Annotated in this window: 25 protein-coding genes and 1 pseudogene; 20 read left to right on the top strand and 6 right to left on the bottom strand. The window is 42.6% G+C overall.

The annotated features are described in order from the left end of the window. Window positions 1-171 precede the first annotated feature (171 nt). The 4 genes from V7L95_RS02945 (at window position 172) to yunB (ending at window position 3673) form a co-directional block, all read left to right on the top strand. Window positions 172-1023, top strand: coding sequence for a DUF72 domain-containing protein (locus tag V7L95_RS02945; RefSeq protein WP_050826579.1), 852 nt, complete (start codon window positions 172-174; stop codon window positions 1021-1023). A 63-nt stretch (window positions 1024-1086) separates the two neighbouring features. Next, the gene (locus V7L95_RS02940) at window positions 1087-2460 is read left to right on the top strand and encodes a bifunctional UDP-sugar hydrolase/5'-nucleotidase (RefSeq protein ID WP_156060714.1); all 1374 of its coding nucleotides are present in this window, start codon (window positions 1087-1089) and stop codon (window positions 2458-2460) included. A gap of 67 nt (window positions 2461-2527) precedes the next feature. After that, window positions 2528-2833, top strand: coding sequence for a DUF1805 domain-containing protein (locus V7L95_RS02935; protein ID WP_156060716.1), 306 nt, complete (start codon window positions 2528-2530; stop codon window positions 2831-2833). A 69-nt stretch (window positions 2834-2902) separates the two neighbouring features. After that, the gene (gene yunB / locus V7L95_RS02930) at window positions 2903-3673 is read left to right on the top strand and encodes a sporulation protein YunB (RefSeq protein ID WP_340967956.1); all 771 of its coding nucleotides are present in this window, start codon (window positions 2903-2905) and stop codon (window positions 3671-3673) included. A 78-nt stretch (window positions 3674-3751) separates the two neighbouring features. Here yunB and V7L95_RS02925 read toward each other — a convergent pair whose 3' ends face one another. Beyond that, window positions 3752-4216, bottom strand: coding sequence for a DUF2691 family protein (locus V7L95_RS02925; protein ID WP_008346848.1), 465 nt, complete (start codon window positions 4214-4216; stop codon window positions 3752-3754). Between the two features lie 225 nt (window positions 4217-4441). Between V7L95_RS02925 and V7L95_RS02920 the strand changes: the two genes are divergently transcribed. Then, window positions 4442-4672: a hypothetical protein gene (locus tag V7L95_RS02920; protein ID WP_048002535.1), complete on the top strand. Its 231-nt coding sequence runs from the start codon at window positions 4442-4444 to the stop codon at window positions 4670-4672. Window positions 4673-4742: 70 nt separating this feature from the next. Here V7L95_RS02920 and V7L95_RS02915 read toward each other — a convergent pair whose 3' ends face one another. Then, on the bottom strand, window positions 4743-5687 hold the full coding sequence (locus tag V7L95_RS02915; protein ID WP_234805353.1) for a M23 family metallopeptidase: 945 nt from the start codon (window positions 5685-5687) through the stop codon (window positions 4743-4745). Window positions 5688-5998: 311 nt separating this feature from the next. Between V7L95_RS02915 and lipA the strand changes: the two genes are divergently transcribed. Beyond that, window positions 5999-6895, top strand: a complete 897-nt coding sequence (gene lipA / locus V7L95_RS02910; RefSeq protein ID WP_008360456.1) for a lipoyl synthase — start codon at window positions 5999-6001, stop codon at window positions 6893-6895. Window positions 6896-6934: 39 nt separating this feature from the next. Here the strand turns inward: lipA and V7L95_RS02905 are convergent, their stop codons facing one another. Beyond that, the gene (locus tag V7L95_RS02905; protein WP_007500413.1) at window positions 6935-7570 is read right to left on the bottom strand and encodes a YhcN/YlaJ family sporulation lipoprotein; all 636 of its coding nucleotides are present in this window, start codon (window positions 7568-7570) and stop codon (window positions 6935-6937) included. A 120-nt stretch (window positions 7571-7690) separates the two neighbouring features. Here V7L95_RS02905 and V7L95_RS02900 point away from each other — a divergent pair, with 120 nt between their 5' ends. The 3 genes from V7L95_RS02900 to V7L95_RS02890 are packed head-to-tail and all read left to right on the top strand — an operon-like array spanning window position 7691 to window position 9212. Continuing rightward, window positions 7691-7966 (top strand): YutD-like domain-containing protein, encoded by a 276-nt coding sequence (locus V7L95_RS02900; protein WP_008346837.1) that lies wholly within the window; start codon window positions 7691-7693, stop codon window positions 7964-7966. A gap of 19 nt (window positions 7967-7985) precedes the next feature. After that, entirely contained in the window at window positions 7986-8420 is a 435-nt protein-coding gene (locus V7L95_RS02895) for a DUF86 domain-containing protein (protein ID WP_017367989.1), read from the top strand. Window positions 8421-8441: 21 nt separating this feature from the next. After that, window positions 8442-9212 (top strand): TIGR01457 family HAD-type hydrolase, encoded by a 771-nt coding sequence (locus V7L95_RS02890; protein WP_008346835.1) that lies wholly within the window; start codon window positions 8442-8444, stop codon window positions 9210-9212. 42 nt (window positions 9213-9254) lie between these two features. On the opposite strand, the gene V7L95_RS02885 is transcribed toward V7L95_RS02890, so the two are convergent. Further along, window positions 9255-9755 carry a phosphatidylglycerophosphatase A gene (locus tag V7L95_RS02885; protein ID WP_024719755.1) on the bottom strand — a complete coding sequence of 167 codons (501 nt, stop codon included), beginning with the start codon at window positions 9753-9755 and terminating at the stop codon, window positions 9255-9257. A gap of 113 nt (window positions 9756-9868) precedes the next feature. Here V7L95_RS02885 and yutH point away from each other — a divergent pair, with 113 nt between their 5' ends. The 6 genes from yutH (at window position 9869) to V7L95_RS02855 (ending at window position 17539) form a co-directional block, all read left to right on the top strand. After that, window positions 9869-10909 carry a spore coat putative kinase YutH gene (gene yutH, locus V7L95_RS02880; protein WP_035389301.1) on the top strand — a complete coding sequence of 347 codons (1041 nt, stop codon included), beginning with the start codon at window positions 9869-9871 and terminating at the stop codon, window positions 10907-10909. Between the two features lie 74 nt (window positions 10910-10983). Beyond that, on the top strand, window positions 10984-11952 hold the full coding sequence (locus V7L95_RS02875) for a D-glycerate dehydrogenase (protein ID WP_041091844.1): 969 nt from the start codon (window positions 10984-10986) through the stop codon (window positions 11950-11952). A 222-nt stretch (window positions 11953-12174) separates the two neighbouring features. Beyond that, window positions 12175-13476, top strand: coding sequence for a homoserine dehydrogenase (locus tag V7L95_RS02870; protein ID WP_340967953.1), 1302 nt, complete (start codon window positions 12175-12177; stop codon window positions 13474-13476). Next, window positions 13476-14537, top strand: coding sequence for a threonine synthase (thrC, locus tag V7L95_RS02865; protein WP_048002236.1), 1062 nt, complete (start codon window positions 13476-13478; stop codon window positions 14535-14537). Before V7L95_RS02870 ends, thrC begins: the two co-directional genes overlap by 1 nt. After that, window positions 14534-15466, top strand: a complete 933-nt coding sequence (gene thrB, locus V7L95_RS02860) for a homoserine kinase (RefSeq protein ID WP_017358917.1) — start codon at window positions 14534-14536, stop codon at window positions 15464-15466. Before thrC ends, thrB begins: the two co-directional genes overlap by 4 nt. 102 nt (window positions 15467-15568) lie before the next feature. Beyond that, window positions 15569-17539: a S9 family peptidase gene (locus tag V7L95_RS02855; protein WP_340967951.1), complete on the top strand. Its 1971-nt coding sequence runs from the start codon at window positions 15569-15571 to the stop codon at window positions 17537-17539. A 44-nt stretch (window positions 17540-17583) separates the two neighbouring features. Here V7L95_RS02855 and V7L95_RS02850 read toward each other — a convergent pair. Further along, window positions 17584-17883 (bottom strand): annotated as a pseudogene (locus V7L95_RS02850) (NifU family protein). A gap of 121 nt (window positions 17884-18004) precedes the next feature. On the opposite strand from V7L95_RS02850, the gene V7L95_RS02845 reads away from it, so the two are divergent. Together V7L95_RS02845 and V7L95_RS02840 are read left to right on the top strand one after the other, a co-directional pair. Further along, window positions 18005-18334 carry a YuzD family protein gene (locus V7L95_RS02845; RefSeq protein WP_076821041.1) on the top strand — a complete coding sequence of 110 codons (330 nt, stop codon included), beginning with the start codon at window positions 18005-18007 and terminating at the stop codon, window positions 18332-18334. 99 nt (window positions 18335-18433) lie between these two features. Next, on the top strand, window positions 18434-18664 hold the full coding sequence (locus V7L95_RS02840) for a hypothetical protein (protein ID WP_008346816.1): 231 nt from the start codon (window positions 18434-18436) through the stop codon (window positions 18662-18664). Window positions 18665-18712: 48 nt separating this feature from the next. Here V7L95_RS02840 and V7L95_RS02835 read toward each other — a convergent pair whose 3' ends face one another. Then, a complete protein-coding gene (locus V7L95_RS02835) occupies window positions 18713-19780 on the bottom strand; it encodes an NAD(P)/FAD-dependent oxidoreductase (RefSeq protein WP_039168948.1) in 1068 nt (355 codons plus the stop codon). A 255-nt stretch (window positions 19781-20035) separates the two neighbouring features. On the opposite strand from V7L95_RS02835, the gene V7L95_RS02830 reads away from it, so the two are divergent. The 3 genes from V7L95_RS02830 to erpA all read left to right on the top strand — a co-directional run bounded on the left by V7L95_RS02830 (window position 20036) and on the right by erpA (window position 21833). Further along, window positions 20036-20272, top strand: a complete 237-nt coding sequence (locus V7L95_RS02830) for a YuzB family protein (protein ID WP_008346813.1) — start codon at window positions 20036-20038, stop codon at window positions 20270-20272. Window positions 20273-20542: 270 nt separating this feature from the next. After that, window positions 20543-21397, top strand: coding sequence for a diaminopimelate epimerase (dapF, locus tag V7L95_RS02825; protein ID WP_060781361.1), 855 nt, complete (start codon window positions 20543-20545; stop codon window positions 21395-21397). A 73-nt stretch (window positions 21398-21470) separates the two neighbouring features. Then, complete coding sequence (erpA, locus tag V7L95_RS02820) at window positions 21471-21833, top strand: iron-sulfur cluster insertion protein ErpA (protein ID WP_008357254.1); 363 nt, start codon at window positions 21471-21473, stop codon at window positions 21831-21833. Window positions 21834-21965 lie beyond the last annotated feature (132 nt).

The following is a 21965-nucleotide window of genomic DNA, read 5'->3' as shown; positions in this document are numbered from 1 at the left end:
AAAGATGGCAGAGCAAAATCACGTCACATCAGTCATCTTCATTCAGAAAAATGGGTAAATATGATATGTTGTAGACAGAAGAATTTCTTTCAGAAAGATGGGTATCCCAAGAAACAAAGACTTTCAATGGGAAAATCCGTTTAGACAAGCAAGTGGCAAGAGGTGAGATAGATGATTTATATCGGATTAACTGGCTGGGGAGATCATGACAGTCTGTACCCGCCGAAAATCGGCAGCTCTCAAAAGCTGTTTCACTACGCATCAACGTTTCCCATTGTGGAACTGGATGCAAGCTTTTATGCTGTTCAGCCTGAGCGCAACCATGAAAAATGGATAAAAGATACGCCAGACGCCTTTCAATTTGTCGTGAAAGCATATCAAGGAATGACCGGGCATCAAAGAGGCGAGATCCCGTTTGCTTCAAAGGAAGAAATGTTTGATGCCTTTATTCTTTCACTGACTCCTCTCATTCGAGCAGGGAAACTGGCGATGGTTCTGTTTCAATTTCCACCATGGTTTGATTGCAAAAAGGAGCACGTCCACTATTTAAGATGGTGTAAGGAGAAGATGGGGGATATTCCTTGTGCACTTGAATTCCGAAACCGGACTTGGTTTTCAGACGAGTTTTATGAACAAACCTTATCCTTTATGGAGAAAGAAGGGTGGATTCATTCCGTCTGTGATGAACCGCAAGTCGGAGAAGGGTCTATACCGCCAGTCATAAAAGCCACACACCGTGACAAAACATTGGTCCGTTTCCACGGAAGAAATAAACAAGGCTGGCTTCACCCAGCAGATCATGAGAACTGGCGTGAAGTTCGTTACTTATATTTATATAATGAAGCTGAACTAAAGGAATGGAAAAAGAACCTCGACATCCTGCATCAGCAGTCGAAAGATGTATATGTCGTATTTAATAATAACTCAGGCGGAGATGCGGCGACGAATGGCCAGCAAATGATTGATTTGCTGGATTTGACGTATTCAAGCTTATCCCCGAAGCAGTTAGATTTATTTAGTTAAACGAGAGCTGCGGCTTTCAACTTGAACGAGACGGTTCAGTGACAACTTGAGGGAGAGATCAACATGCTGCAGAAGCTATGGTTATATCATACAAACGACTTGCACAGCCACTTTGAAAATTGGCCGAAAATCGCAGCTTATATTGAAGAAAAGCGTCAAGTTCACGATCAGATGCTCTTATTTGATATTGGCGATCATATGGATCGAGTAAACCTTGTATCAGAAGCGGATTATGGAAAAGTGAATGTCAAACTCCTCAATCAGCTTGGCTATGATGGCGTCACAATTGGTAATAATGAAGGCATTACGTTGCCTCATGAGCGGCTCGACCAATTGTACAAAGACGCGCAATTCCCGGTGATTTTATCTAATTTATTTGAAAAAGGCAAAAGACCATCGTGGGCAAAGCCTTATGAAGTGATCACGTTGAACAATGGACTGAAAATCGCCGTCTTAGGGGTGACCATTGCGTATACACCTGTCTATGAAAAGCTGGGCTGGGACATTACAGACCCATTTGAGAGCATACGGGAGATGCTGCAAGAAGTGAAAGGACAAGCCGATGTCATTGTTCTACTTTCTCATCTAGGCATCATCCATGATCGAGAGGTAGCTCATGACTTCCCGGAAATCGACATCATCTTAGGTTCACATACGCATCATCTTTTAGAACAGGGCGAGATGGATAATGGCGTTCTTCTTGCTTGTGCTGAAAAGTATGGGCATTATATTGGCTGTGTCGAGCTGACCATTGACACAGCGAGTTGCGAGCTCATCGAGAAAAAAGCGACGGTGCAATCAGTCGACCAGCTGATCAGTGAATCCGATGAAGCGATCACGACTTTACAGAAAGCAGAAAGACGAGCGAAGTCACTCATGCAGGAAAAAGTGACATCCATTAAATCAAAGCTCGAAACAAAGTGGTTTGATGACTCCCAGCTTCCGCAACTTTTAACAGATGCCATTAAAGAATGGTGCGAGGCAGATATCGGCATGATGAATGCAGGGATGGTGCTTGATTCATTAGAGGCTGGCATCGTCACTAGAGAAGACATTCACCGGATATGCCCGCACCCCATTAATCCAATCCGGGTGACGCTTACTGGGAAGCAATTGATCGAAACAGTTTCTCGTGGCTGTGAAGAAAAAATGGAACAACTGCGCATCAAAGGCTTTGGCTTTAGAGGCGAACTGATGGGGAAAATGCTATACAGCGGTTTGACTTATTCATTAGAAGAGGGCGAAACCAAACGAGTAAAAGAGGTCTATGTAAACGATCAACTCGTCAAAGAAGATGATTCCTATACGGTTGGCACAGTGGATATGTATACACTTGGTTCTCTTTTTCCTCATATACGTGACCATGAACACATCGAATATTTTATGCCGGAATTTTTACGTGATGTCCTGAGCTGGCGATTGAAGGACGCAAAGTGAAATCCGCTCCAGCCTAACAACACTTGCCCTCCCTTCACATAGATTGTGTTGAAGGGAGTGAAGGGATATGGTGAATTTAACACCTATTACAATTGATGGCCATTCCTTTACAGCCGTCACCGTCAAACTGCCAAAGACCAATTTCATGGCAGTGACAAATGAGAATGGTTATATTATGTGCGGTGCACTTGATGTCGGGCTCCTAAATGAAAAGCTTGCAGATAGAGGAATCATCGCAGGAAGAGCAGTCGGTGTAAGAACCATCGAGCAATTGCTGGATGCACCTTTAGAATCTGTGACATATGCCGCTGAGTCACTCGGCATTCATGCTGGCACAATTGGAAGAGATGCATTATTAAAAATGGTGAAATAAAATGTACAGATGATTCCTATCCCCCCGCCTGTCTGCATACACTTGTAATGGAGAAGGGGGGATTTTTTATTGAGATTGAACCGCCGTTATCGCCCCTATAAAAAGGGCCCTCTGCCATTTCGTTATGTCATGCTGCTTGCCGTATTATTTTTTGTGCTCTCAACTGTCATTAGCCTATTCTTCATCAATCGTTCCATTAAACCAACGTTGATTCACATTGCTGAACTAGAAACAGAACGAATCGCCAATCATCTCATCCAATATTCTGTTCAGGATTTTGCAGATGATCAGGAGAATATGAAGGATATGGTTGTGATGAATACAAGTGAGAACGGCAAAGTAACAACCATCGACTTCAATGCGCAAGCAACATCGAAAGCAATGGCTGACCTGTCACGTCACCTTCAAAAAAATCTAGAGGACATTGAAAAGGGGAATTTTCAAAAAGAGGCAAAAGAAGCATTAAAAGATCAAACAGATGGACATGACGGCATTATATATAACATTCCGCTTGGGCAAGCGTCCGGAAATGCACTTATCGCCAACCTAGGACCAAAAGTGCCTGTACGATTCAGTGTCATTGGTGACCCGCATACAGAAGTTGAAAAAAACATCAAGCCATATGGCATTAACAATGCCTTGATTGATATTAGTGTGCTCATTGAGGTGAAGGTGAGAGTCATCATCCCATTCGCCTCAGAAACCATCGTCGTCAAAAATTCCGTGCCTGTCTCCATCCAAGCCGTTCAAGGAGACGTCCCAGATTATTATAATGGCAGCGGAACAAATTCAGGCGCTCCATCGATTGTTCTGCCAGAAAAAAAGGAGAAGAAAGAATAACAGCCCAATGGACGAATTGGGCTGTTTTTTTCATACGCTGTGATTGCATATAGTGTTTTTGTGATGAACGTTTTGTTGTTACGAAACAGACAGTCTTGTCCTTGCATCATTTTCATCGGTGATATAGGTCACGTCTTCAAATCCACATTCAACTGCATTCTTGTATAGCCATTCGAGTGTTCCCTTATTTTTGCAATAGATCGTAACATAGGAGCAATCGGCCACTAAAAGAACAAGCTCGCATTGGCTTTCAATAAATTCTTCATAGGTCTTAATATGAGACAATGTCCCTTTTGGATATGCTTGTAAATCGGCGAAAATCATATAATACGTCTTGTTTTCAATGAGGTGTTTGAGTTCTATACCGTCCATTTCTGTTTTACCTTCAGGAAAAAGTTCTTCATCTTTTTCGCCATCAACTAGTATATTCGAGTCTTCGGTATCGATTCGCCAGCTGAATTTGGTGATGTCGATCGGTTTTAGCACTTCTCCAAGGAAGACTCCGTATTCATTTGGAATGGTAAAGGTCATTCCTCTTTTCAAAAAAACAACCCCCTAACTACTCTTTGTGAAGTAATCTTTCATTGGCTGCGATGCTTAGACTTATTTATGTGATCTGTTCATCTTATCCTAATTAACCACTTGATTCCATACGAATCGCGTGCCATGATAAATGTTCATTGTTTTCCTTTTTGAATAGTGTAGCTATCCTGAAGGCTGATTTTTCACGATCGTCAGTTATGAAAGTGAGAGGAGGATTTGATTGATATGAAGAAAATTCATGTAAGCGGATTTTGTTTTTTAGTATTTGCCATTGTATTTAGTGCTAAATATATGTCAGCATCGATATTATTAGCTGGGAGTGACAGTTTGAGTGTCGACTTATTTAGCGGGATGTTTGACATGATTCCACTTGAAGTAACAGTTGTGTATCTCCTTTTTTTCATCATGGGTATTCTTTTTTTAGTTTTAGGATTGAAAGAGAAGCATAAGCAGTAACAGTAGACAAGGTAATGTTGATACATATCAAAAGGAGAAGCAAGCGGTATCGCTAAACTTCTCCTTTTATTTATCGACGTTTCCGCTCGGCTCTTTCCCATGCCCTTAAATGAGGGTAAGGATCAAACGACCATTCAGTTCGTCCATTGTCTTTATACATGCCGTAATGAAGGTGTGGCGGGAATTTTCCTGCTGTGCCAGGTGGACCGTAACCGGAGCTTCCGACTGATCCGATGACTTGACCAGGTTCTACAATCTGCCCAGCTTTGAGTCCTTTTGCAAAGCCATTTAAGTGGGCAAAATAATGATAATGATTATGAATATCTCGAATGCCGATCCGCCAGCCGCCAAAGCGATTCCAGCCTTTCATTTCAATCACGCCGTACGATGTCGCACGAACAGGAAGACCGTAATGAGCAAAAAGATCAGTGCCCTCATGAATTCTTCTGCCTCCAAAGCCTCTCGCATCACCCCATGTACTCCTGTAGCTGTAGTCAGCGCCAACCGGAAGAGGAAACGCATGCTTTCCAAGGTCAAGATGGCCGTAATGCTGATAGAGCTTCATAAAAGATGAAATAATTCCAACGGTTTGATCACGTCCATAATAATCCCACAGCGCAATTTTTAATTGATCGATGCTGCTGCCGTAATGGAGCAAGTATTGAGCAAACGTGAACAGGACATCTTCATCGTTATCGATTTCTGCTTTTCCATCCCCATTTCCATCAAGCCCAATACCGTCGAACACTTTAATGCTTAATGGAGAGGTATCCTGCTTATTTGGATTTTCTGGTCCTATCCACATTTCCCGGGGAATGTAGATGCCAATCACACCTGTTTGTTTGGGTAAATCTCTTCTGCTTTTGCGTATATTGTGTTCATACTGATCAACCGCAGCAAGTACATACCACGGGACCTGTGTGGTGATGGCGATCTTTTCATACAGTGCCATTCGCTGTTTTAATTCATCAGGCTGTTTGTTTGCCCCTTGTGCATGGACTGATGCGGGAATCATTGAAAGAGCGATGATGATCGCTAAAACCACTTTCACAAACGTCCATCTCCTTTCTTCTACCGTTTAGTGTGGTTTGATCACGTTATTTCATAAGAAGAAAATGTTAGTAATTTTCTTCTGTTATTTTAGGAGTCTTTTGGGTATTTTTGCAGCTCATTCCCTTGTTGTTCAATCTGTACTATGTTAAAGTGTCTAAAGAAAAGGCCTTAGGCCGAAGATTCAATTTTTTGCGGCAACAGCTGCATCCATCGTATATAGCAGGAAGATGATTGTATATGCACCTTTAACGAATTCATATGGAGATGATGGAATTGGCAAAGAAGGAAGAGCACGTAAGAAAACCGGACTGGCTTAAAATTAAGCTGAATACGAATGAAAACTATACCGGTTTGAAAAAAATGATGCGGGAAAACAACCTGCATACCGTTTGTGAGGAAGCGAAATGTCCGAATATTCACGAATGCTGGGCAGTGAGAAGAACTGCTACATTTATGATCCTCGGATCTGTTTGTACGCGCGCATGCCGTTTCTGTGCGGTGAAAACCGGACTTCCTACTGAATTAGACTTGCAAGAGCCAGAACGCGTGGCAGATTCAGTGGCTTTGATGAATTTAAAGCACGCTGTTATAACAGCGGTTGCAAGGGATGACCAAAAAGATGGCGGAGCAGGTGTATTTGCTGAAACTGTTCGTGCCATTAGAAGAAAAAGTCCATTCACAACAATTGAAGTTCTCCCTTCAGACATGGGTGGCAATTATGATAATTTGAAAACGTTAATGGATACACGCCCTGATATTTTAAATCACAATATTGAAACAGTACGCAGGTTAACACCAAGAGTTCGTGCACGGGCTACATACGATCGTTCATTGGAATTCTTGCGTCGTGCAAAAGAAATGCAACCTGACATTCCAACGAAATCAAGCATTATGATTGGACTCGGTGAAACGAAGGAAGAAATCATTGAAGTTATGGATGATCTTCTTGCTAATAACGTCGACATCATGGCAATTGGTCAGTATTTGCAACCGTCGAAAAAGCATTTGAAAGTGCAAAAATACTACCATCCAGATGAGTTTGCAGAGCTGAAGGAAATTGCCATGTCAAAAGGCTTTAGCCACTGTGAAGCTGGACCGCTTGTCCGTTCTTCTTATCATGCAGACGAACAAGTAAACGAAGCGTCTAAGAAGCGTCAGGCGCAAGCATAACAAAGAAAACGCCAGAGCTCTCTGGCGTTTTTTCTCGTATTAATTTTGGCCGTAAGGTGCGTTTCGTCTCATGGTCCGATCGGAATTCGTCATGCCATTGGCATCTTCTTTCGTTGAAATATCTCCGCCTTGAGGAGAGTATTTCATTTGTTGAATCGTTTTTGTTAAAATTTGATCAAAATCACGTGAATTGGTTTGAAGACGTGAAAAATTGGCAATGGATTGAAAGTGCTCTGGGTTATCAGAGACGTACACATGATAATAACGAGGGAGAACAGAAACCGCTGTTTTTTTCACTTGATCGGCTGATTCATCTCGGTTTTTGTTGCCTGTTCGATACACAATGAGGGCATCCTCGTCTGTGACAAGTGTTGCTGCATCCTTTATATTTGGCAGCTGGATGGCTAAACTTGTAATCACGTGGGCAAGGTGCTCACGATTTAAAGCAGGGGTTCTTTCCTTTTGATCGGTTACTTGCTGGCGCTGATAACGAACATAGCCTGCTCGATTCGTATCTGCTTCTGGCATGTTGGAATTATTTCCTTCATGACGATCAGACAGGCGGATTGTCTTGCTGGAAGAATCTTCATCCACTTGCCGGTTCATGCCTGATTGAAAGCCGCACCCGCCTAAAAGCATGCATAGGAGAATAGTGGCTGTCAGTTGTTTCATCATAAATGTGACCTCCTTTTTTCTTTAGCTTCGGCTAAATCGGAAAAAACATGCTTTAGCAATTGATGGAGTTGTTCCAATGAATTATCATTAAAGGTGGATCGTTTAAAAAGAGGTGAGAAGATGATCGTCATTCAGAATGCTACCTTTGATCTTGTCAGAGAAATCAAAGACGGCTTTGATGAGGAAGCGTTTAAAGCAAGGTACTCAGATATTTTAAATAAGTATGATTATATTGTGGGGGATTGGGGCTACAACCAGCTAAGGCTGAAGGGGTTCTTTGATGACCAAAACCAAAAGGCCACATTCGATACAAAAATCAGTACACTCGATGAATACATTTATGAATACTGTAATTTTGGCTGTGCCTATTTTGTCTTAAAGCGGATTAGAAAATAACGCAAAGGGGAGCGTCATGATGTATTTCGTAGACAGAAAGAAGATTGAAGAGACATTACGTTTTTTTGAGGAGCAATATAATTTGATGCGCAGTCATCAAACATGGTCAAGCCCTTTAGAAAAAAAAGCGCTGGAACGAATTGTTCATTTGCTCGTCGAATGTATTCTTGATACAGGAAATGATATGATTGACGGCTTTATCATGCGGGACCCAGGAAGCTATGACGACATCATGGATATTCTTGTGGACGAAAAGGTTGTACCAACAGAAGAAGGCACTCACCTGAAAAAACTGGTCTCGTGCCGTAAAACACTTGTTCAGCAATACCAAGAAGTGGTTCATCATGATTTGTTGCAGGTCATCAGTGAGGTAGAACAGGCGCTGCAAGTCTTCCCGAATCGAATTCGCACTTACTTGGAGCAGGAGCTTGGACCAGTATCAGCGTTTAAATAAACCATTGGAGTTGTAAGCAGCATGAAATACAAAGGCTATTTAATTGATTTAGACGGGACGATGTATAAAGGAACAGAAAAGATTGAAGAGGCGGGGCAATTTGTTCACAAGTTAAATGAGTTGAACATCCCTTATTTGTTTGTCACGAATAACTCTTCACGCACACCGAAGCAAGTAGCAGAGAAACTGGTTTCATTCGATATTCCAGCAACGGAAGAACAAGTCTTTACAACAAGTATGGCGACGGCAAACTATATCGCAGAACAAAAGAAAGATGCCTCGGTGTATGTGATCGGAGAAGAAGGCATTCAGCAGGCCATCGAAGAAAAAGGCTTGTCGTTTGGTCAAGAAGACGCTGATTTCGTTGTCGTTGGAATAGACCGCGGTATTACATATGAAAAACTAGCGGTAGGAGCCATTGCGATCCGTCAAGGTGCACAATTTGTTTCAACAAATGGAGATATTGCCATTCCGACAGAAAGAGGGCTGTTACCTGGAAATGGATCGTTAACATCTGTGCTGACGGTTACGACAACAGTGCAGCCAACATTTATCGGGAAGCCAGAGTCTATCATTATGGAACAGGCCATGCGGGTGCTCGGGACAGATGTGTCAGAGACGCTCATGGTGGGCGATAACTATGATACCGATATTATGGCAGGGATGAATGCAGGGATGGATACACTGCTTGTCCATACAGGTGTCACGACAAAAGAGCTGCTTCAGAAATATGACAAACAGCCAACCTATGTCATTGATTCATTATCTGAGTGGATTGAACGATTATCTTAATGAAAAGAGGACAAGCGTGAGACGCACGTCCTCTTTTGTGTTTTATTCTGCATTTCTCGCACTATGTGCCAGTCTGCTTGATGCTGCCGCAGCAATAGCACCGACAATGTCATCTAAAAAGGTGTGGCATTCGCCTGAGGATTTATCGTTGAGTTTCCCAAGAATCCCTGGTTTTTCTTTATCGATATATCCGTAATTCGTAAAGCCGATGGAGCCATAAATATTAACGATGGCAAAGGATAAAATCTCATCAACCCCATATAGACTTTCATCTGTTTCAAGAATAGATTGCAGCGGTTCTGTCAGCTTTTTTTGCTCAGCGAGAACATCTAGTTCAACGCCTGTTAAGATGGCATTTTGGACTTCACGTTTTGCGATGACACGTTCCACATTGTGGATGCACTCTGTCATGTCTAAGCCAGGATGATATTTTTCCTGTAAAAAGAAGACAAGGTCTGCTATATCTTGAATGGTTACGCCTCGTTCTTGTAAACGGCGTCTTGCTGTTTTTTCTACTTCGTTCATCTCATGATGATGCGGCATGTTCCTCACCCAATCCTCGTAATTTGTCCACAACGTGTGAAAAAGCTTCGGATAGTAAATAGTATTCATAAATCCCTCAACCTGCGACTACGATATGATAAGAGACTGATTTTATGAACGCAGGTGAAATCATGAAAGAAACCATTTATCACACATTTGGTATTGATGTGCGTCAATTTATGCCATATGGCAGTTATCAGAGCTTTCAAACGGCGAAAGCTCTCTTCATCATTGTTCCCGTGTCTCATTTGCGAGAAGAAGAACTCACAGAGCTTTATCATATCAGTCAGTATTTACTGAATGACGGTGACCCATACGTTGCCGTGTTTGAATTAACAAACGAAGAGAAACCGACTTTTACCCATGGAAAAGAACTGTACGCTCTATTAAAGGCAGCACCGCGGGTTACAAGCCGCTCATTTCAGCACGCATCAGAGCTGGCGGCCTTTCATGTCAGGGGAAGAGGGTTTCCTTATGAGGTGTCTGAAACAAAACGTGTCGGAGCTTGGAAGGAATTATGGGCAAAACGGTTAGACCAGCTGGAAGGCTTTTGGATGCAGCAAATGCATCAAAAACCACTTGAACGATTTGAAAAGAAATTTATTGAATCCTTTCCGTATTATCTCGGATTAACGGAAAATGCCATTCAATATTTAGTGGATACAGAGCTTGATGATGAACCGAAAGAATGTGATTCAGGTACTGTTTGTCATCAGCGCTTTTCACGTATGACCTGGCCACATGAGCAGCCGCTTCGTTTACCTGTTGACTGGGTATTTGACCATCCGACAAGAGATATCGCGGAATATTTAAGAGAAACCTTTGTCCAGCATAAGGAGGATTTAATTGAAGAGGGATTTTCCTTTTTGCAGCAATATGAGCAGGTTACGCCTCTTTCATCATTTTCAAAGCGTCTGCTGTACAGCCGTCTTCTGTTTCCGCTTCATTATTTTGAAATTGTCGAAGGTTATTATATGTCAGGAGAAAATGAAAAATCTTATTATGAAGAACGATTAGATTACGTTTTAAATGATGCGAATCGCTACGAATATTTTCTCAAGGTGTTTCAAGAATTGAGTGCCATGCGCAGCGGTGGGCATCTCATTCCTCCTGTTGGATGGATTCATCAATCCGCTGATTTGAAGTTTCAGTGAACAGACGAAACGTCTCTTTTCTCTTGAGGCGTTTTTCGTTATGCTTAAAGAAATCAACCAAAGGAGTGTTCTTCTTGACGAAACCGTATGTCTATATCACAAGAAAGCTTGATGAAACAACACTTACACCATTAAAAGAAGTCGCTCATATTGATATGTGGACGAGCGAGGATGAGCCGTGTCCAAGAGAAGAGTTAGAAAAACAAGCGGCTCAAGCAGATGGGCTGCTCACGATGCTGTCAGATCAAGTAGATGAGGCACTTTTATCAAATGCTCCAAATCTAAAAGTGGTCGCGAATCTCGCGGTCGGCTATGACAATATTGATCTAAAGGCAGCTAAAAAGCACGGGATCACGGTATGTCATACACCGGACGTCTTAACAGAATCGACGGCTGATTTAGCCTTTGCGCTTTTGATGGCGTCAGCAAGACGAATTGTCGAAGCGAGTGATTGGATTAAGGATGGGAACTGGACAGGCTGGGGACCGCTTCTTCTAGCTGGTGCTGATGTGCATCATAAAACGTTAGGGATTGTCGGAATGGGCAGTATTGGAACCGCACTGGCCAAGCGGGCAAAAGGTTTTGATATGAATGTTCTTTATCATAATCGTTCAAGAAAGCCAAAAGCAGAAGCGCAGCTAGGTGTGACCTATGCCGCATTTGATGAGCTACTTACGCAGTCTGATTTCATCGTTTGTTTGACGCCTTTAACGCCTGAAACGAAAGAAATGTTTAATAAGAAAGCATTTGAGCAGATGAAGAACACGGCTTACTTCATCAACGTTTCCAGAGGGCAGACGGTAGACGAAGAGGCTTTATATGATGCTGTCACGACAGGAAAAATTGCAGGAGCAGGTCTGGATGTATTTAGCAGGGAGCCTGTCAGTCCGGATCACCCGTTAACTACATTACCAAATGTGACAGTGCTTCCTCATATCGGAAGTGCGAGTGTTGAAACGAGAAAAAACATGATGCATTTATGTGCTGAAAATATTGCGCTTGTCCTGCAAGATCAGCAAGCCAAAACGCCAGTTCAGGCGTAATCTCAAGCTTCCCGGCTTCGGGAGCTTTTCTCACAAAAATATTTTGAAAATATAGAATCTTGATATAAATAGCTGTTAAGCGGTTTCATTCTCATATTCTCTTATTTTATTACCTTGTCAAAATGAGGATACCCCTTTATAATGTGTGTACATTGAATGTCTGTGTTAGGTTAACAAATGTCTTTTTAGAGAGGACATTTACGGAGAAAGGTGGAATTTCAGGTGAAGGCAATTCGAGTTGGACTACTAGGATTAGGAACAGTGGGGAGCGGTGTCGTTAAGATTATTCAAGATCATCAGGATAAATTAATGCACCAGATCGGCTGTCCGGTATTAATACAAAAAGTGCTTGTGAGCAATCCCGATAAAAAAAGAGATGTGGATGTGGCAAGAGAGGTCTTCACAACTGAAGTATACGATGTGATTCGAGATCCAGAGGTCGACGTCATTATTGAAGTGATGGGCGGCATTGAAGAGACAAAACAATATTTAATAGATGCACTAAATGAGAAGAAGCATGTCATTACAGCTAATAAGGATTTAATGGCGCTATATGGCACAGAGCTTTTACATGTAGCAAAAGAAAACGGCTGTGACCTTTACTATGAAGCGAGTGTCGCAGGTGGGATTCCGATTTTGCGTACACTAGAGGAAGGTTTAGCCTCTGACCGCATCACAAAAATGATGGGAATCGTGAACGGGACAACGAACTTTATTTTAACAAAAATGAATGTCGATAAAAGTGCGTATGAAGATGTATTAAAAGAAGCGCAGGATCTTGGCTTTGCAGAAGCAGATCCGACGGCGGATGTAGAAGGACTAGATGCGGCAAGAAAGATGGCCATCCTGGCAAGACTCGGCTTTTCCATGAATGTAGACTTAGAGGATGTGAAAGTGAAAGGCATCTCGGACATCTCGGATGAGGACATTAATTTCAGTAAACGTTTTGGCTACACAATGAAGCTGATCGGAATTGCCCAGCGGGACGGAGATAAAGTGGAGGTCAGCGTACAGCCAACTTTACTTCCTGATCATCACCCGCTATCTTCCGTCAACAATGAATTTAATGCTGTCTATGTTTACGGAAGTGCTGTCGGAGAAACGATGTTTTACGGACCTGGAGCAGGCAGCCTGCCAACGGCAACAGCTGTAGTCTCAGATTTGGTCGCTGTTATGAAAAACATGCGTCTTGGTGTGAATGGCAGTGGATTTATTGCACCGCAATTTGAGAAGAAAATCAAATCATCATCCGAAGTATTTGCTCAGCAATTTTTAAGAATACATGTGAGAGATCAAGTCGGGGCTTTCTCCCGCATTACATCGATTTTTTCTGAAAGAGGCATCAGTTTTGAAAAGATCCTTCAGCTTCCTGTCAAAGGGCATGATGAGCTTGCTGAAATTGTGATTATTACACATCAGACATCAGAAGAAGATTTCTCAAATATCCTGCAAACATTAAACGATCTCGACGTGGTGGTTCAAGTGAAGAGCACGTACCGAGTAGAAGGGAACGGTTTAAGCTGATGAAGTGGAATGGACTCATTGAAGAATTTCAAGAATTCTTACCAGTAAACGAACACACACCTAAACTAACATTAAATGAAGGAAACACACCGCTGATTCATCTCGCAAAGCTATCTGAAAAGCTTGGGATTGAACTTCATGTGAAAACAGAAGGCGTCAACCCTACAGGTTCTTTTAAGGATCGCGGGATGGTCATGGCCGTCGCAAAGGCAAAAGAAGAAGGCAATGATACGATCATGTGTGCATCGACAGGGAATACGTCTGCAGCAGCAGCAGCTTATGCGGCGCGCGCTGATATGAAATGTATTGTCATCATTCCAGATGGAAAAATTGCCTTCGGTAAGCTGGCGCAGGCTGTCATGTACGGAGCAGAGATCATTGCCATTGACGGCAACTTTGATGATGCGCTGAAAATTGTCCGCAGCATCTGCGAAAAAGCACCGATTGCACTTGTTAACTCCGTCAATCCATACCGAATTGAAGGACAAAAAACAGCGGCATTTGAAATCTGTGAGCAGCTAGGCTCCGCACCGGACGTACTGGCGATTCCTGTTGGAAATGCGGGGAATATTACAGCGTACTGGAAAGGCTTCAAAGAATATCATGAGAAAAAAGGCACGGGACTGCCAGTCATGCGTGGTTTTGAAGCAGAAGGAGCTGCAGCCATCGTTCGAAATGAAGTCATTGAGCAGCCAGAAACAGTCGCAACAGCCATTCGCATCGGAAACCCTGCAAGCTGGAAGCAAGCTGTAGCAGCGGCAGATGAATCAAACGGGAAAATTGATGAAGTGACAGATGAAGAAATTCTTCATGCCTATCAATTGATCGCACGTGAAGAAGGTGTGTTTGCAGAGCCAGGCTCTTGTGCATCAATTGCAGGTGTACTCAAACAAGTGAAATCTGGAGAAATTAAGCCAGGCAGTAAAGTCGTCGCTGTACTGACAGGAAACGGATTAAAAGATCCGAATACGGCGATTGATATTTCGCACATCAAACCGGTCACACTGGATGCAGATGAAGATCAAATTCTTGAACATTTAGAAAAGGCCGCACGCGTATGAGTAACGCCTCCATGCTTTTTTCAATCACAGTACCGGGAAGCACTGCCAACTTAGGACCAGGCTTTGACTCAGTCGGAATGGCGCTCAGCCGCTATTTGAAGCTATCGGTCTATGACCATGATAGCTGGCTGTTTGAAGCAGAAACAGATGTCGTGTCTGGTATTCCATCAGGCACCGATAACCTGATCTACCAAACAGCTAAAAAGGTCGCAGATGACTTTGGAAAAACACTCCCGCCTGTTCATGTCAAAGTGTGGAGTGATATTCCATTAGCAAGGGGGCTTGGCAGCAGCGCTGCTGCCATTGTCGCCGCTATTGAGCTCGCCAATCAGCTGCTTGAATTAAAGATGACCGATGATCAGAAGCTCTTTTTTGCAAGTGAGGTAGAAGGTCATCCAGATAATGCGGGTGCCTCTTTATTCGGTGGTTTACTCATCGGTCTTCATGAAGAAGACAAGACACATGCCGTTAAAGTGCAGCATGTGGATGTAGATGTCGTCGTCGTGATTCCTTTTTATGAAGTGCTCACAAAGGATGCCCGTGATGTCCTGCCAGAGGATTTTTCCTATAAACAGGCCGTGAGCGCGAGTGCAGTGAGTAACGTCCTTGTCGCCGCCTTAATGACGCAGAACTGGCCGCTTGTAGGGGAAATGATGAATAAAGATTTATTTCATCAGCCATACCGCACGATGCTTGTCCCAGAGCTATCAAAGGTGGAGCACGTTGCTTCATTAAAAGGCGCGTATGGAACAGCATTAAGCGGTGCTGGGCCGACCATTTTGACCTTAGTGGAAAAAGGGAAGGGAGAAGCGTTGAAAGAACAGCTTGCCCAAAATTTCCCGCATTGTGAAGTAGATGTGCTGACGGTGCCGGTAGAAGGTGTCATCGTCGAGCATCATTCTGTGAATCAAATGAAGAACGTGCTATAAATGAGCACGTTCTTTTTTTATCCTTGTTTTTCACAACAAAAGCAGGGATTATTATTTAGAGAAGCGAACTATTTTTGATACATAAAAGGGGGAGATCTATTGATGAAGAAATTGATAACAGCAGAGGATTTAACACAAATCGTGTCTGTTTCTCATCCAGTCTATTCACCAGATGGAAAAAAGGCTGTTTTTACAAAAGTATCGGTGAATGAAAAAAAGGATGATTACAATATTCATTTATGGGTTCGAGATGAAGGGACAGGGGAGCTGTCACAATGGACATTCGATGATGGAAAGCATCATCAGCCAGTGTGGTCAAATGACGGGAAGCAGCTTGCGTTTATTTTGCAGAAGCCAAAGGAAGTCCCTCAGCTCGCACTCATTCAGAGCGATGGCGGCGGCATTCGTACTTTAACGAATATTCCTTACGGCGTATCTCATCCTGTATTTTCACCGGATGGAGCGTTCATTTATGCATCGGTCTCATTAAAACAAGAAGAATCTGTTCATGATGAAAAAAAGGAAGAGTGCGATGACTTTGCTCCGGCAGTATATGATGATTTGACTTATAAAGCAGATGGCAGAGGCTTTTTAGACGGGCGTCTGACGCAAATTGTACAAATCGATGTCTGCTCAGGGGAGGTAGAGACGGTTACGAGTGAGCAGCATCATCATGTGAATCATGTCGTCTCTCCTTGCGGGAAGTGGCTCGCCTATATTCAATCCAACCCGCAGACGTTTTACATAAGTGATATCTGTCTCCTGTCATTAGAGGACGGTACATCCAAGAAAATCACCCAATCAACAGGCGCTTACTCGACCGTATCATTTTCTCCAAATGGAGAAAGCCTGTTGTACATTGGACACGAGCGTGAATTTCAGAATGCAACCTTCCCATCATTGTGGCTGTATGATCTGAAGGAGAAAAAGACCGTTCAACTGTCAGAAATGCTCGATATGTATGTTGGTAACTGTATGGCAGGGGATAGTGTCATAGGTGAAGCCAATCAGCTTCCGCAATGGACGAAGGATAGTCAGGGGTTTTATGCGCTTGTTTCTGATCAAGGGAGTACCGGGATTTATTATTTCTCTATTGAAGGCTTAGCCTATCCCGTTCGTTTAGAGGCAGAACATGTGACGAATTTCAGTCTTCATCCAGATGAATCAAAAATGCTGATCAGCCGTCTTTCACCTGTCTCGCCTAGTGAGCTGTATGAGCTGACTTTAGGGGAATCCTCACTCAAGCAAATCACGTTTGAGCATGATGACTTTCTAAAGGAACATGTCATATCCGAACCTGAACCAATTTCTTTCCAGTCAAAAGAAGGAGACGTTGTACATGGCTGGTTTATGAAGCCTGCTCATATGGAAGAGGGGAAGACATATCCACTAATCTTAGAAATTCATGGTGGGCCGCATGCGATGTACGGTCATACGTATTTTCATGAATTTCAAATGCTCGCCGCTGAAGGGTATGCGATTGTGTACATCAATCCTCATGGCAGTCATGGATACGGACAGATGTTTACAGACCGGGTAAGAGGCAGCTATGGTGACGTTGATTATGAGGATGTCATGCTGGCTGTTGATCATGTGCTCAAAGCCTATGACTTTCTTGATGAAACAAGGCTTGGCGTAACAGGCGGCAGCTATGGCGGTTTTATGACCAACTGGATCGTCGGACAGACAGACCGTTTCCGTGCAGCTGTTACACAGCGTTCTATTTCGAACTGGATTAGCTTTTATGGCATCAGTGATATCGGCTATTTCTTTACAAAATGGCAGATTGATGGGGATATTTATGACTCTGTTGATAAGCTATGGGATCGTTCGCCGCTAAAGTATGTAAAACAGGTGAATACACCACTTCTCATCCTGCACAGTGATGAAGACTACCGCTGCCCAGTCGATCAAGGAGAACAGCTTTTTGTGGCATTGAAGGAACTTGGAAAAGACACGAGATTAGTCAAGTTTCCCAAGGCTTCTCATGATTTATCGAGAAGCGGCCACCCTGGGCAGCGTATTCAAAGACTGACCTTTATTCAAGAATGGTTTAGAGAGAAGTTATCCTAATTAAAAAACGACCCGGTAAGGGTCGTTTTCATGTCATATATGAATTAGAAAACCTGTTCAACTTCTACAACGCCAGGTACTTCTTCTAATAATGCGCGCTCAATACCGGCTTTCAATGTAATGGTTGAACTTGGGCAGCTGCCGCATGCACCAAGAAGGCGTAATTTCACAATGCCATCTTCAATGTCTACAAGCTCACAGTCTCCACCATCACGTAATAGAAATGGACGAAGTTTGTCCAGTACTTCCTGTACTTGGTCTTTCATTTCGACTTCAGTCATTAGATATAATCGCTCCTTTCACAACATATCACCATTATATTCATCTGGACGATAAAAATCTATTGATTGGTTTCAAAGTTTCCTTCTCATTATAGCACAATCTCATCTTGAAACAAAAAGTGATTTTGACTTTTTTCATACAGAAAATTCAGCTAAAATAAAGAAAGAATAGGGGGCTTGTCAAATGAACAAAACCGTTGACCTTTATGTATATGGAAGAGATGTCCTGTGCGCTAGTTGCGTGAATCTGCCTTCTTCAAAAGATACATTTGAGTGGCTAGATGCAGCATTAAAACGAAAATATCCAAATCAGCCGTTTCGCATCACATATATCGATATTGAGCACCCGTCTGAAAACGAACGCCAAAAAGAATTATCTGAACGAATTCTTGATGATGAATTCTTTTATCCGCTTGTCCTTGTTGAGGATCAAATTGTAGGAGAGGGCAATCCGAAATTAAAAGATATTTATCAAGAAATGGAGAAATACGGGTACGAAGAGAGCAGTGAATGAGCTGTTCTTTTTTTAGAAAAATAAATCGAACAAACGTTCTTTTTAGGTTGATTTAGAACGTTTGTTCGGTTATAATGAGATGAAAGGAGCGTGAGCATCATGAATTATTTACTAAAACAATCTCTTCATCAACAAATACCGATTGATATGATTTATATGAAGAAAAATGGAGAGTGCTCGAAACGAAAAATCATTGTACATCGTCAAACTGAACAGTTCATACAAGCGTATTGTTTATCGAAGAAGACGATCAGAACGTTTCGTAAAGACTGCATCCTTGCGCTTGCTCCTATCAAAGTGAACCATCCATCGGCACATGCCGTTTCATAATAAAAGCTCCTTCATTAGAAGGAGCTTTGAGAAAAAATTCACATCATTTTATCCATTGTGGTGCTTGTACATCCAAAGAAGTCCAGATTTTAAGAGTCTTGGAACACGACCAACAAGCGGGCGATCCGCTACTAAGCCAAAGCCGGCTTTTTTCCCTAAAGAGCCGAGTACGCCTTTTAACTTAAACTGCGGGTAAGCCTCAGGAAGCGGCTCGTTCTTCCAGCGTTTCTGTAGAGATTGCACAATTTGCTCTGCCTGTGCCTCGGCAAGCTGTGCACTTGGTGCGTGCGGCAAGCTTGCGCAGTCACCTACGACATAGACATGCTCATCTCCAGGGAGATTGTGATGAGGAGTTAAGACGACACGGCCTTGGGCGTCTTTTTCAACATCCATATCTCGCACGACTTTACTTGGCTGAATTCCTGCTGTCCACACGATGACATCTGCTTCAATGGCATCGTCATGGTTGTACACAACTCCTTCTTCAACCTTCGTAATATTGGCGCAATTAATGATCTTCACATCATTTTCTTCAAACCATTTTTGTACATATAAACTTAATCTTTTTGGGAAACTGGAAAGAATCAGTTCTCCGCGGTCAAAAAGAATGATGTTTAAATCAGAACGGCTTTCACGCAGTTCACTGGCCAGCTCTACCCCGCTAAGTCCAGCACCGACGATACCAACCGTTGCACCTGCACTCAAATTGTTTAATTTGTTATACGTATGTCTTGACTGATCAATGGTTTGAATGCTGTATGTATGTTCTTTCGCCCCAGGGACATTGTGATACTTGTCCTCACAGCCGAGTCCGATTACCGTATCATCATATGGAATCGGTTCACGGTCGCTAAATAAGATCTGTTTGTTTTCAATATCAATTTTTTCTACTTCCCCGTATTGAATATCCAGCTTTGGATGCTCTGGAAAAGATACTCGAATGTGATGATCAGAGATCGTTCCAGCAGCAAGTGCATAATATTCTGTTTTTAAACAGTGGTAAGGATTTCGATCAATTAATGTGATAGTAACATCATCAGGTAATTGATTTGGCAATAAGCGGTGGAGAACCCGCATATTCCCGTAACCTCCGCCGATCAAGACTAAATTTTTCATGACGATTCTCCTTTTCCCCCTAGACATTGAAAAACACTTATACTAAAAAACTTTAAGTTAAAATACCAAATAAAATTATATCGAATTTACTGTGAAACCACAATAATTGTTTCAAAATAACCTACATATTCATTACTTAGTCCTAAATAGTAAAACATTTTACGGGGAATAGGCGTAACGATTTATTGAAGCTCATGTTTTGACTAATAGAAGGAATTTCGGTAGGATAGTAAGGCAAATGTGAGGTGAAGCACAGTGTTTCCACTGATCGAATTTTGTGTAAGTAATCTTGCACAAGGGTCTCAAGAAGCAAAAGAGAAACTTGAAAAAGACCCAAACTTAGATGTAATGGAATACGGTTGTTTAAGCTACTGCGGCAAATGTATGGACTCCCCATTTGCCCTTGTGAATGGAGAATTTGTTTCTGGAGAAAATGCAGAGCAGCTAGTTGAGCGTATTTATGCTTTTATAGAGGAAAACGACATGTTTTAAATGCATCGCATGGGTCATGAGGTGCATTTTTTTCATATATTCAGTTTCCGTTTTTTAGGGGAAAATGTAGAAAGCGCATCCAATATGTTATGCTAATAAAATATCATCAAAATGAAGCATCACACGAGAGAAAAAGAGGCATATGCATAATAAAAGCCCTTTGCCATGGCAGCAAAGAGCTTCTATGTATGAAAAACGGGGGATGATAAGATTGTCTCCTGAATCGACTCCTTTTATACTATAAAGAAACAACATTTTTGGAGGACGCTCATGACATCATTTCAATTCACGAAAATGCACGGACTAGGAAACAATTATATATACGTCAATCAGATGAAGGAACAGCTTCCAGAAGAGCAGCTGTCAGAGATAGCGATCCGCGTTTCTTCTGTTTATACAGGTATCGGTTCAGACGGAATGATCCTCATTTGCCCATCAGATGTTGCGCCTGTGAAGATGCGCATTTTCAACAATGATGGATCAGAGGGGAAAAACTGCGGTAACGGTCTGCGTTGCGTGGCAAAATATGTGTATGAGCATCAAATCGTAACAGCCACAACGTTCCAGATTGAGACATTGTCAGGACTCGTTGAAGCGACCGTTCATGTGCAGGATGGTCACGTTCAGTTAGTGACAGTAGATATGGGTAAACCTCGTTTTGAAAAAGAAGCGATGCCGATGCTTGGTGAACCGGCCAGCACAACAATTAATGAGGCACTTGATTTTGGAAAGGCGACATTACATGGCACGGCTGTTTCAATGGGGAATCCCCATATCGTCTTCTATTTAGAAGACATTGAACAGGCGCCGCTCAATTCGCTTGGGCCAATTATTGAAAAGCATGACATGTTTCCAGAAGGCGTCAATGTAGAATTTGTGGAACGTGTCAGTGAAACGGAACTGCATTTTCGCGTGTGGGAAAGAGGATCAGGGATTACGCAAGCGTGCGGAACAGGAGCATGTGCTGCGGCTGTATCAACGATTGTCAATGGACATGCGAAAAAAGAAACGGATATGACCGTTCATCTAGCTGGAGGAGACCTCATCATTCGCTGGAAAGATAATGACCATGTGCTGATGACAGGGCCTGCTGAAACGATTTGTGACGGCACATTCTATCTCTAAACCATTTATTTGAGAAAAGGCATTATCAAGTTTATAATTGAAAAGAAACATCCAGTCAAAAGGAGGGATGATCGTGAGTACACCAGTAACGATTACAGAAGCTGCTGCATTGCAGATTAAAGATATGATGAAAGAACATGAAGAAGAAAATGCGTTCCTGCGAGTGGGCGTAAAAGGCGGCGGCTGCAGCGGTCTTTCATACGGGATGGGCTTTGACCATGAAGTCTCAGAGAAAGACACGCAGTTCGAACAGCACGGCATCAAGGTTCTTGTCGACTCCGAAAGCCTTGACATCATGAACGGCACCATCATTGATTTCAAACAATCACTAATGGGCGGCGGTTTCACGATTGACAATCCGAACGCGATCGCATCATGCGGATGCGGTTCTTCGTTCAGAACAGCCACGAATACCGGTACGCCGGAAGAGTGTTAATCGGAGAAGTCCGGTATATCAACGTTTTAGGGCGAATGTCGCCCGATGATATGTAACGATCACCTAGACGATCACCAAAACGAAGGAGATTGCGGATAACATTAAATAATCCGCGAATATCGACCCTTCATC

The sequence above is a fragment of the Bacillus sp. PPSBB_11 genome (assembly GCF_038023285.1).
GTDB lineage: Bacteria > Bacillota > Bacilli > Bacillales > Bacillaceae > Bacillus > Bacillus altitudinis.
The sequence above is the reverse complement of the archived record's forward strand: the minus strand, read 5'-3'. Positions and strand labels throughout refer to the sequence as shown.

Coding starts and splice junctions, on each gene's coding strand:
- V7L95_RS02945 (WP_050826579.1), top strand. CDS start 172: ATGATTTATATCGGATTAACTGGCTGGGGAGATCATGACAGTCTGTAC.
- V7L95_RS02940 (WP_156060714.1), top strand. CDS start 1,087: ATGCTGCAGAAGCTATGGTTATATCATACAAACGACTTGCACAGCCAC.
- V7L95_RS02935 (WP_156060716.1), top strand. CDS start 2,528: ATGGTGAATTTAACACCTATTACAATTGATGGCCATTCCTTTACAGCC.
- V7L95_RS02920 (WP_048002535.1), top strand. CDS start 4,442: ATGAAGAAAATTCATGTAAGCGGATTTTGTTTTTTAGTATTTGCCATT.
- V7L95_RS02915 (WP_234805353.1), bottom strand. CDS start 5,687: ATGATTCCCGCATCAGTCCATGCACAAGGGGCAAACAAACAGCCTGAT.
- V7L95_RS02905 (WP_007500413.1), bottom strand. CDS start 7,570: ATGATGAAACAACTGACAGCCACTATTCTCCTATGCATGCTTTTAGGC.
- V7L95_RS02900 (WP_008346837.1), top strand. CDS start 7,691: ATGATCGTCATTCAGAATGCTACCTTTGATCTTGTCAGAGAAATCAAA.
- V7L95_RS02895 (WP_017367989.1), top strand. CDS start 7,986: ATGTATTTCGTAGACAGAAAGAAGATTGAAGAGACATTACGTTTTTTT.
- V7L95_RS02890 (WP_008346835.1), top strand. CDS start 8,442: ATGAAATACAAAGGCTATTTAATTGATTTAGACGGGACGATGTATAAA.
- V7L95_RS02885 (WP_024719755.1), bottom strand. CDS start 9,755: ATGCCGCATCATCATGAGATGAACGAAGTAGAAAAAACAGCAAGACGC.
- yutH (WP_035389301.1), top strand. CDS start 9,869: ATGAACGCAGGTGAAATCATGAAAGAAACCATTTATCACACATTTGGT.
- thrC (WP_048002236.1), top strand. CDS start 13,476: ATGAAGTGGAATGGACTCATTGAAGAATTTCAAGAATTCTTACCAGTA.
- thrB (WP_017358917.1), top strand. CDS start 14,534: ATGAGTAACGCCTCCATGCTTTTTTCAATCACAGTACCGGGAAGCACT.
- V7L95_RS02855 (WP_340967951.1), top strand. CDS start 15,569: ATGAAGAAATTGATAACAGCAGAGGATTTAACACAAATCGTGTCTGTT.
- V7L95_RS02845 (WP_076821041.1), top strand. CDS start 18,005: ATGAACAAAACCGTTGACCTTTATGTATATGGAAGAGATGTCCTGTGC.
- V7L95_RS02840 (WP_008346816.1), top strand. CDS start 18,434: ATGAATTATTTACTAAAACAATCTCTTCATCAACAAATACCGATTGAT.
- V7L95_RS02835 (WP_039168948.1), bottom strand. CDS start 19,780: ATGAAAAATTTAGTCTTGATCGGCGGAGGTTACGGGAATATGCGGGTT.
- dapF (WP_060781361.1), top strand. CDS start 20,543: ATGACATCATTTCAATTCACGAAAATGCACGGACTAGGAAACAATTAT.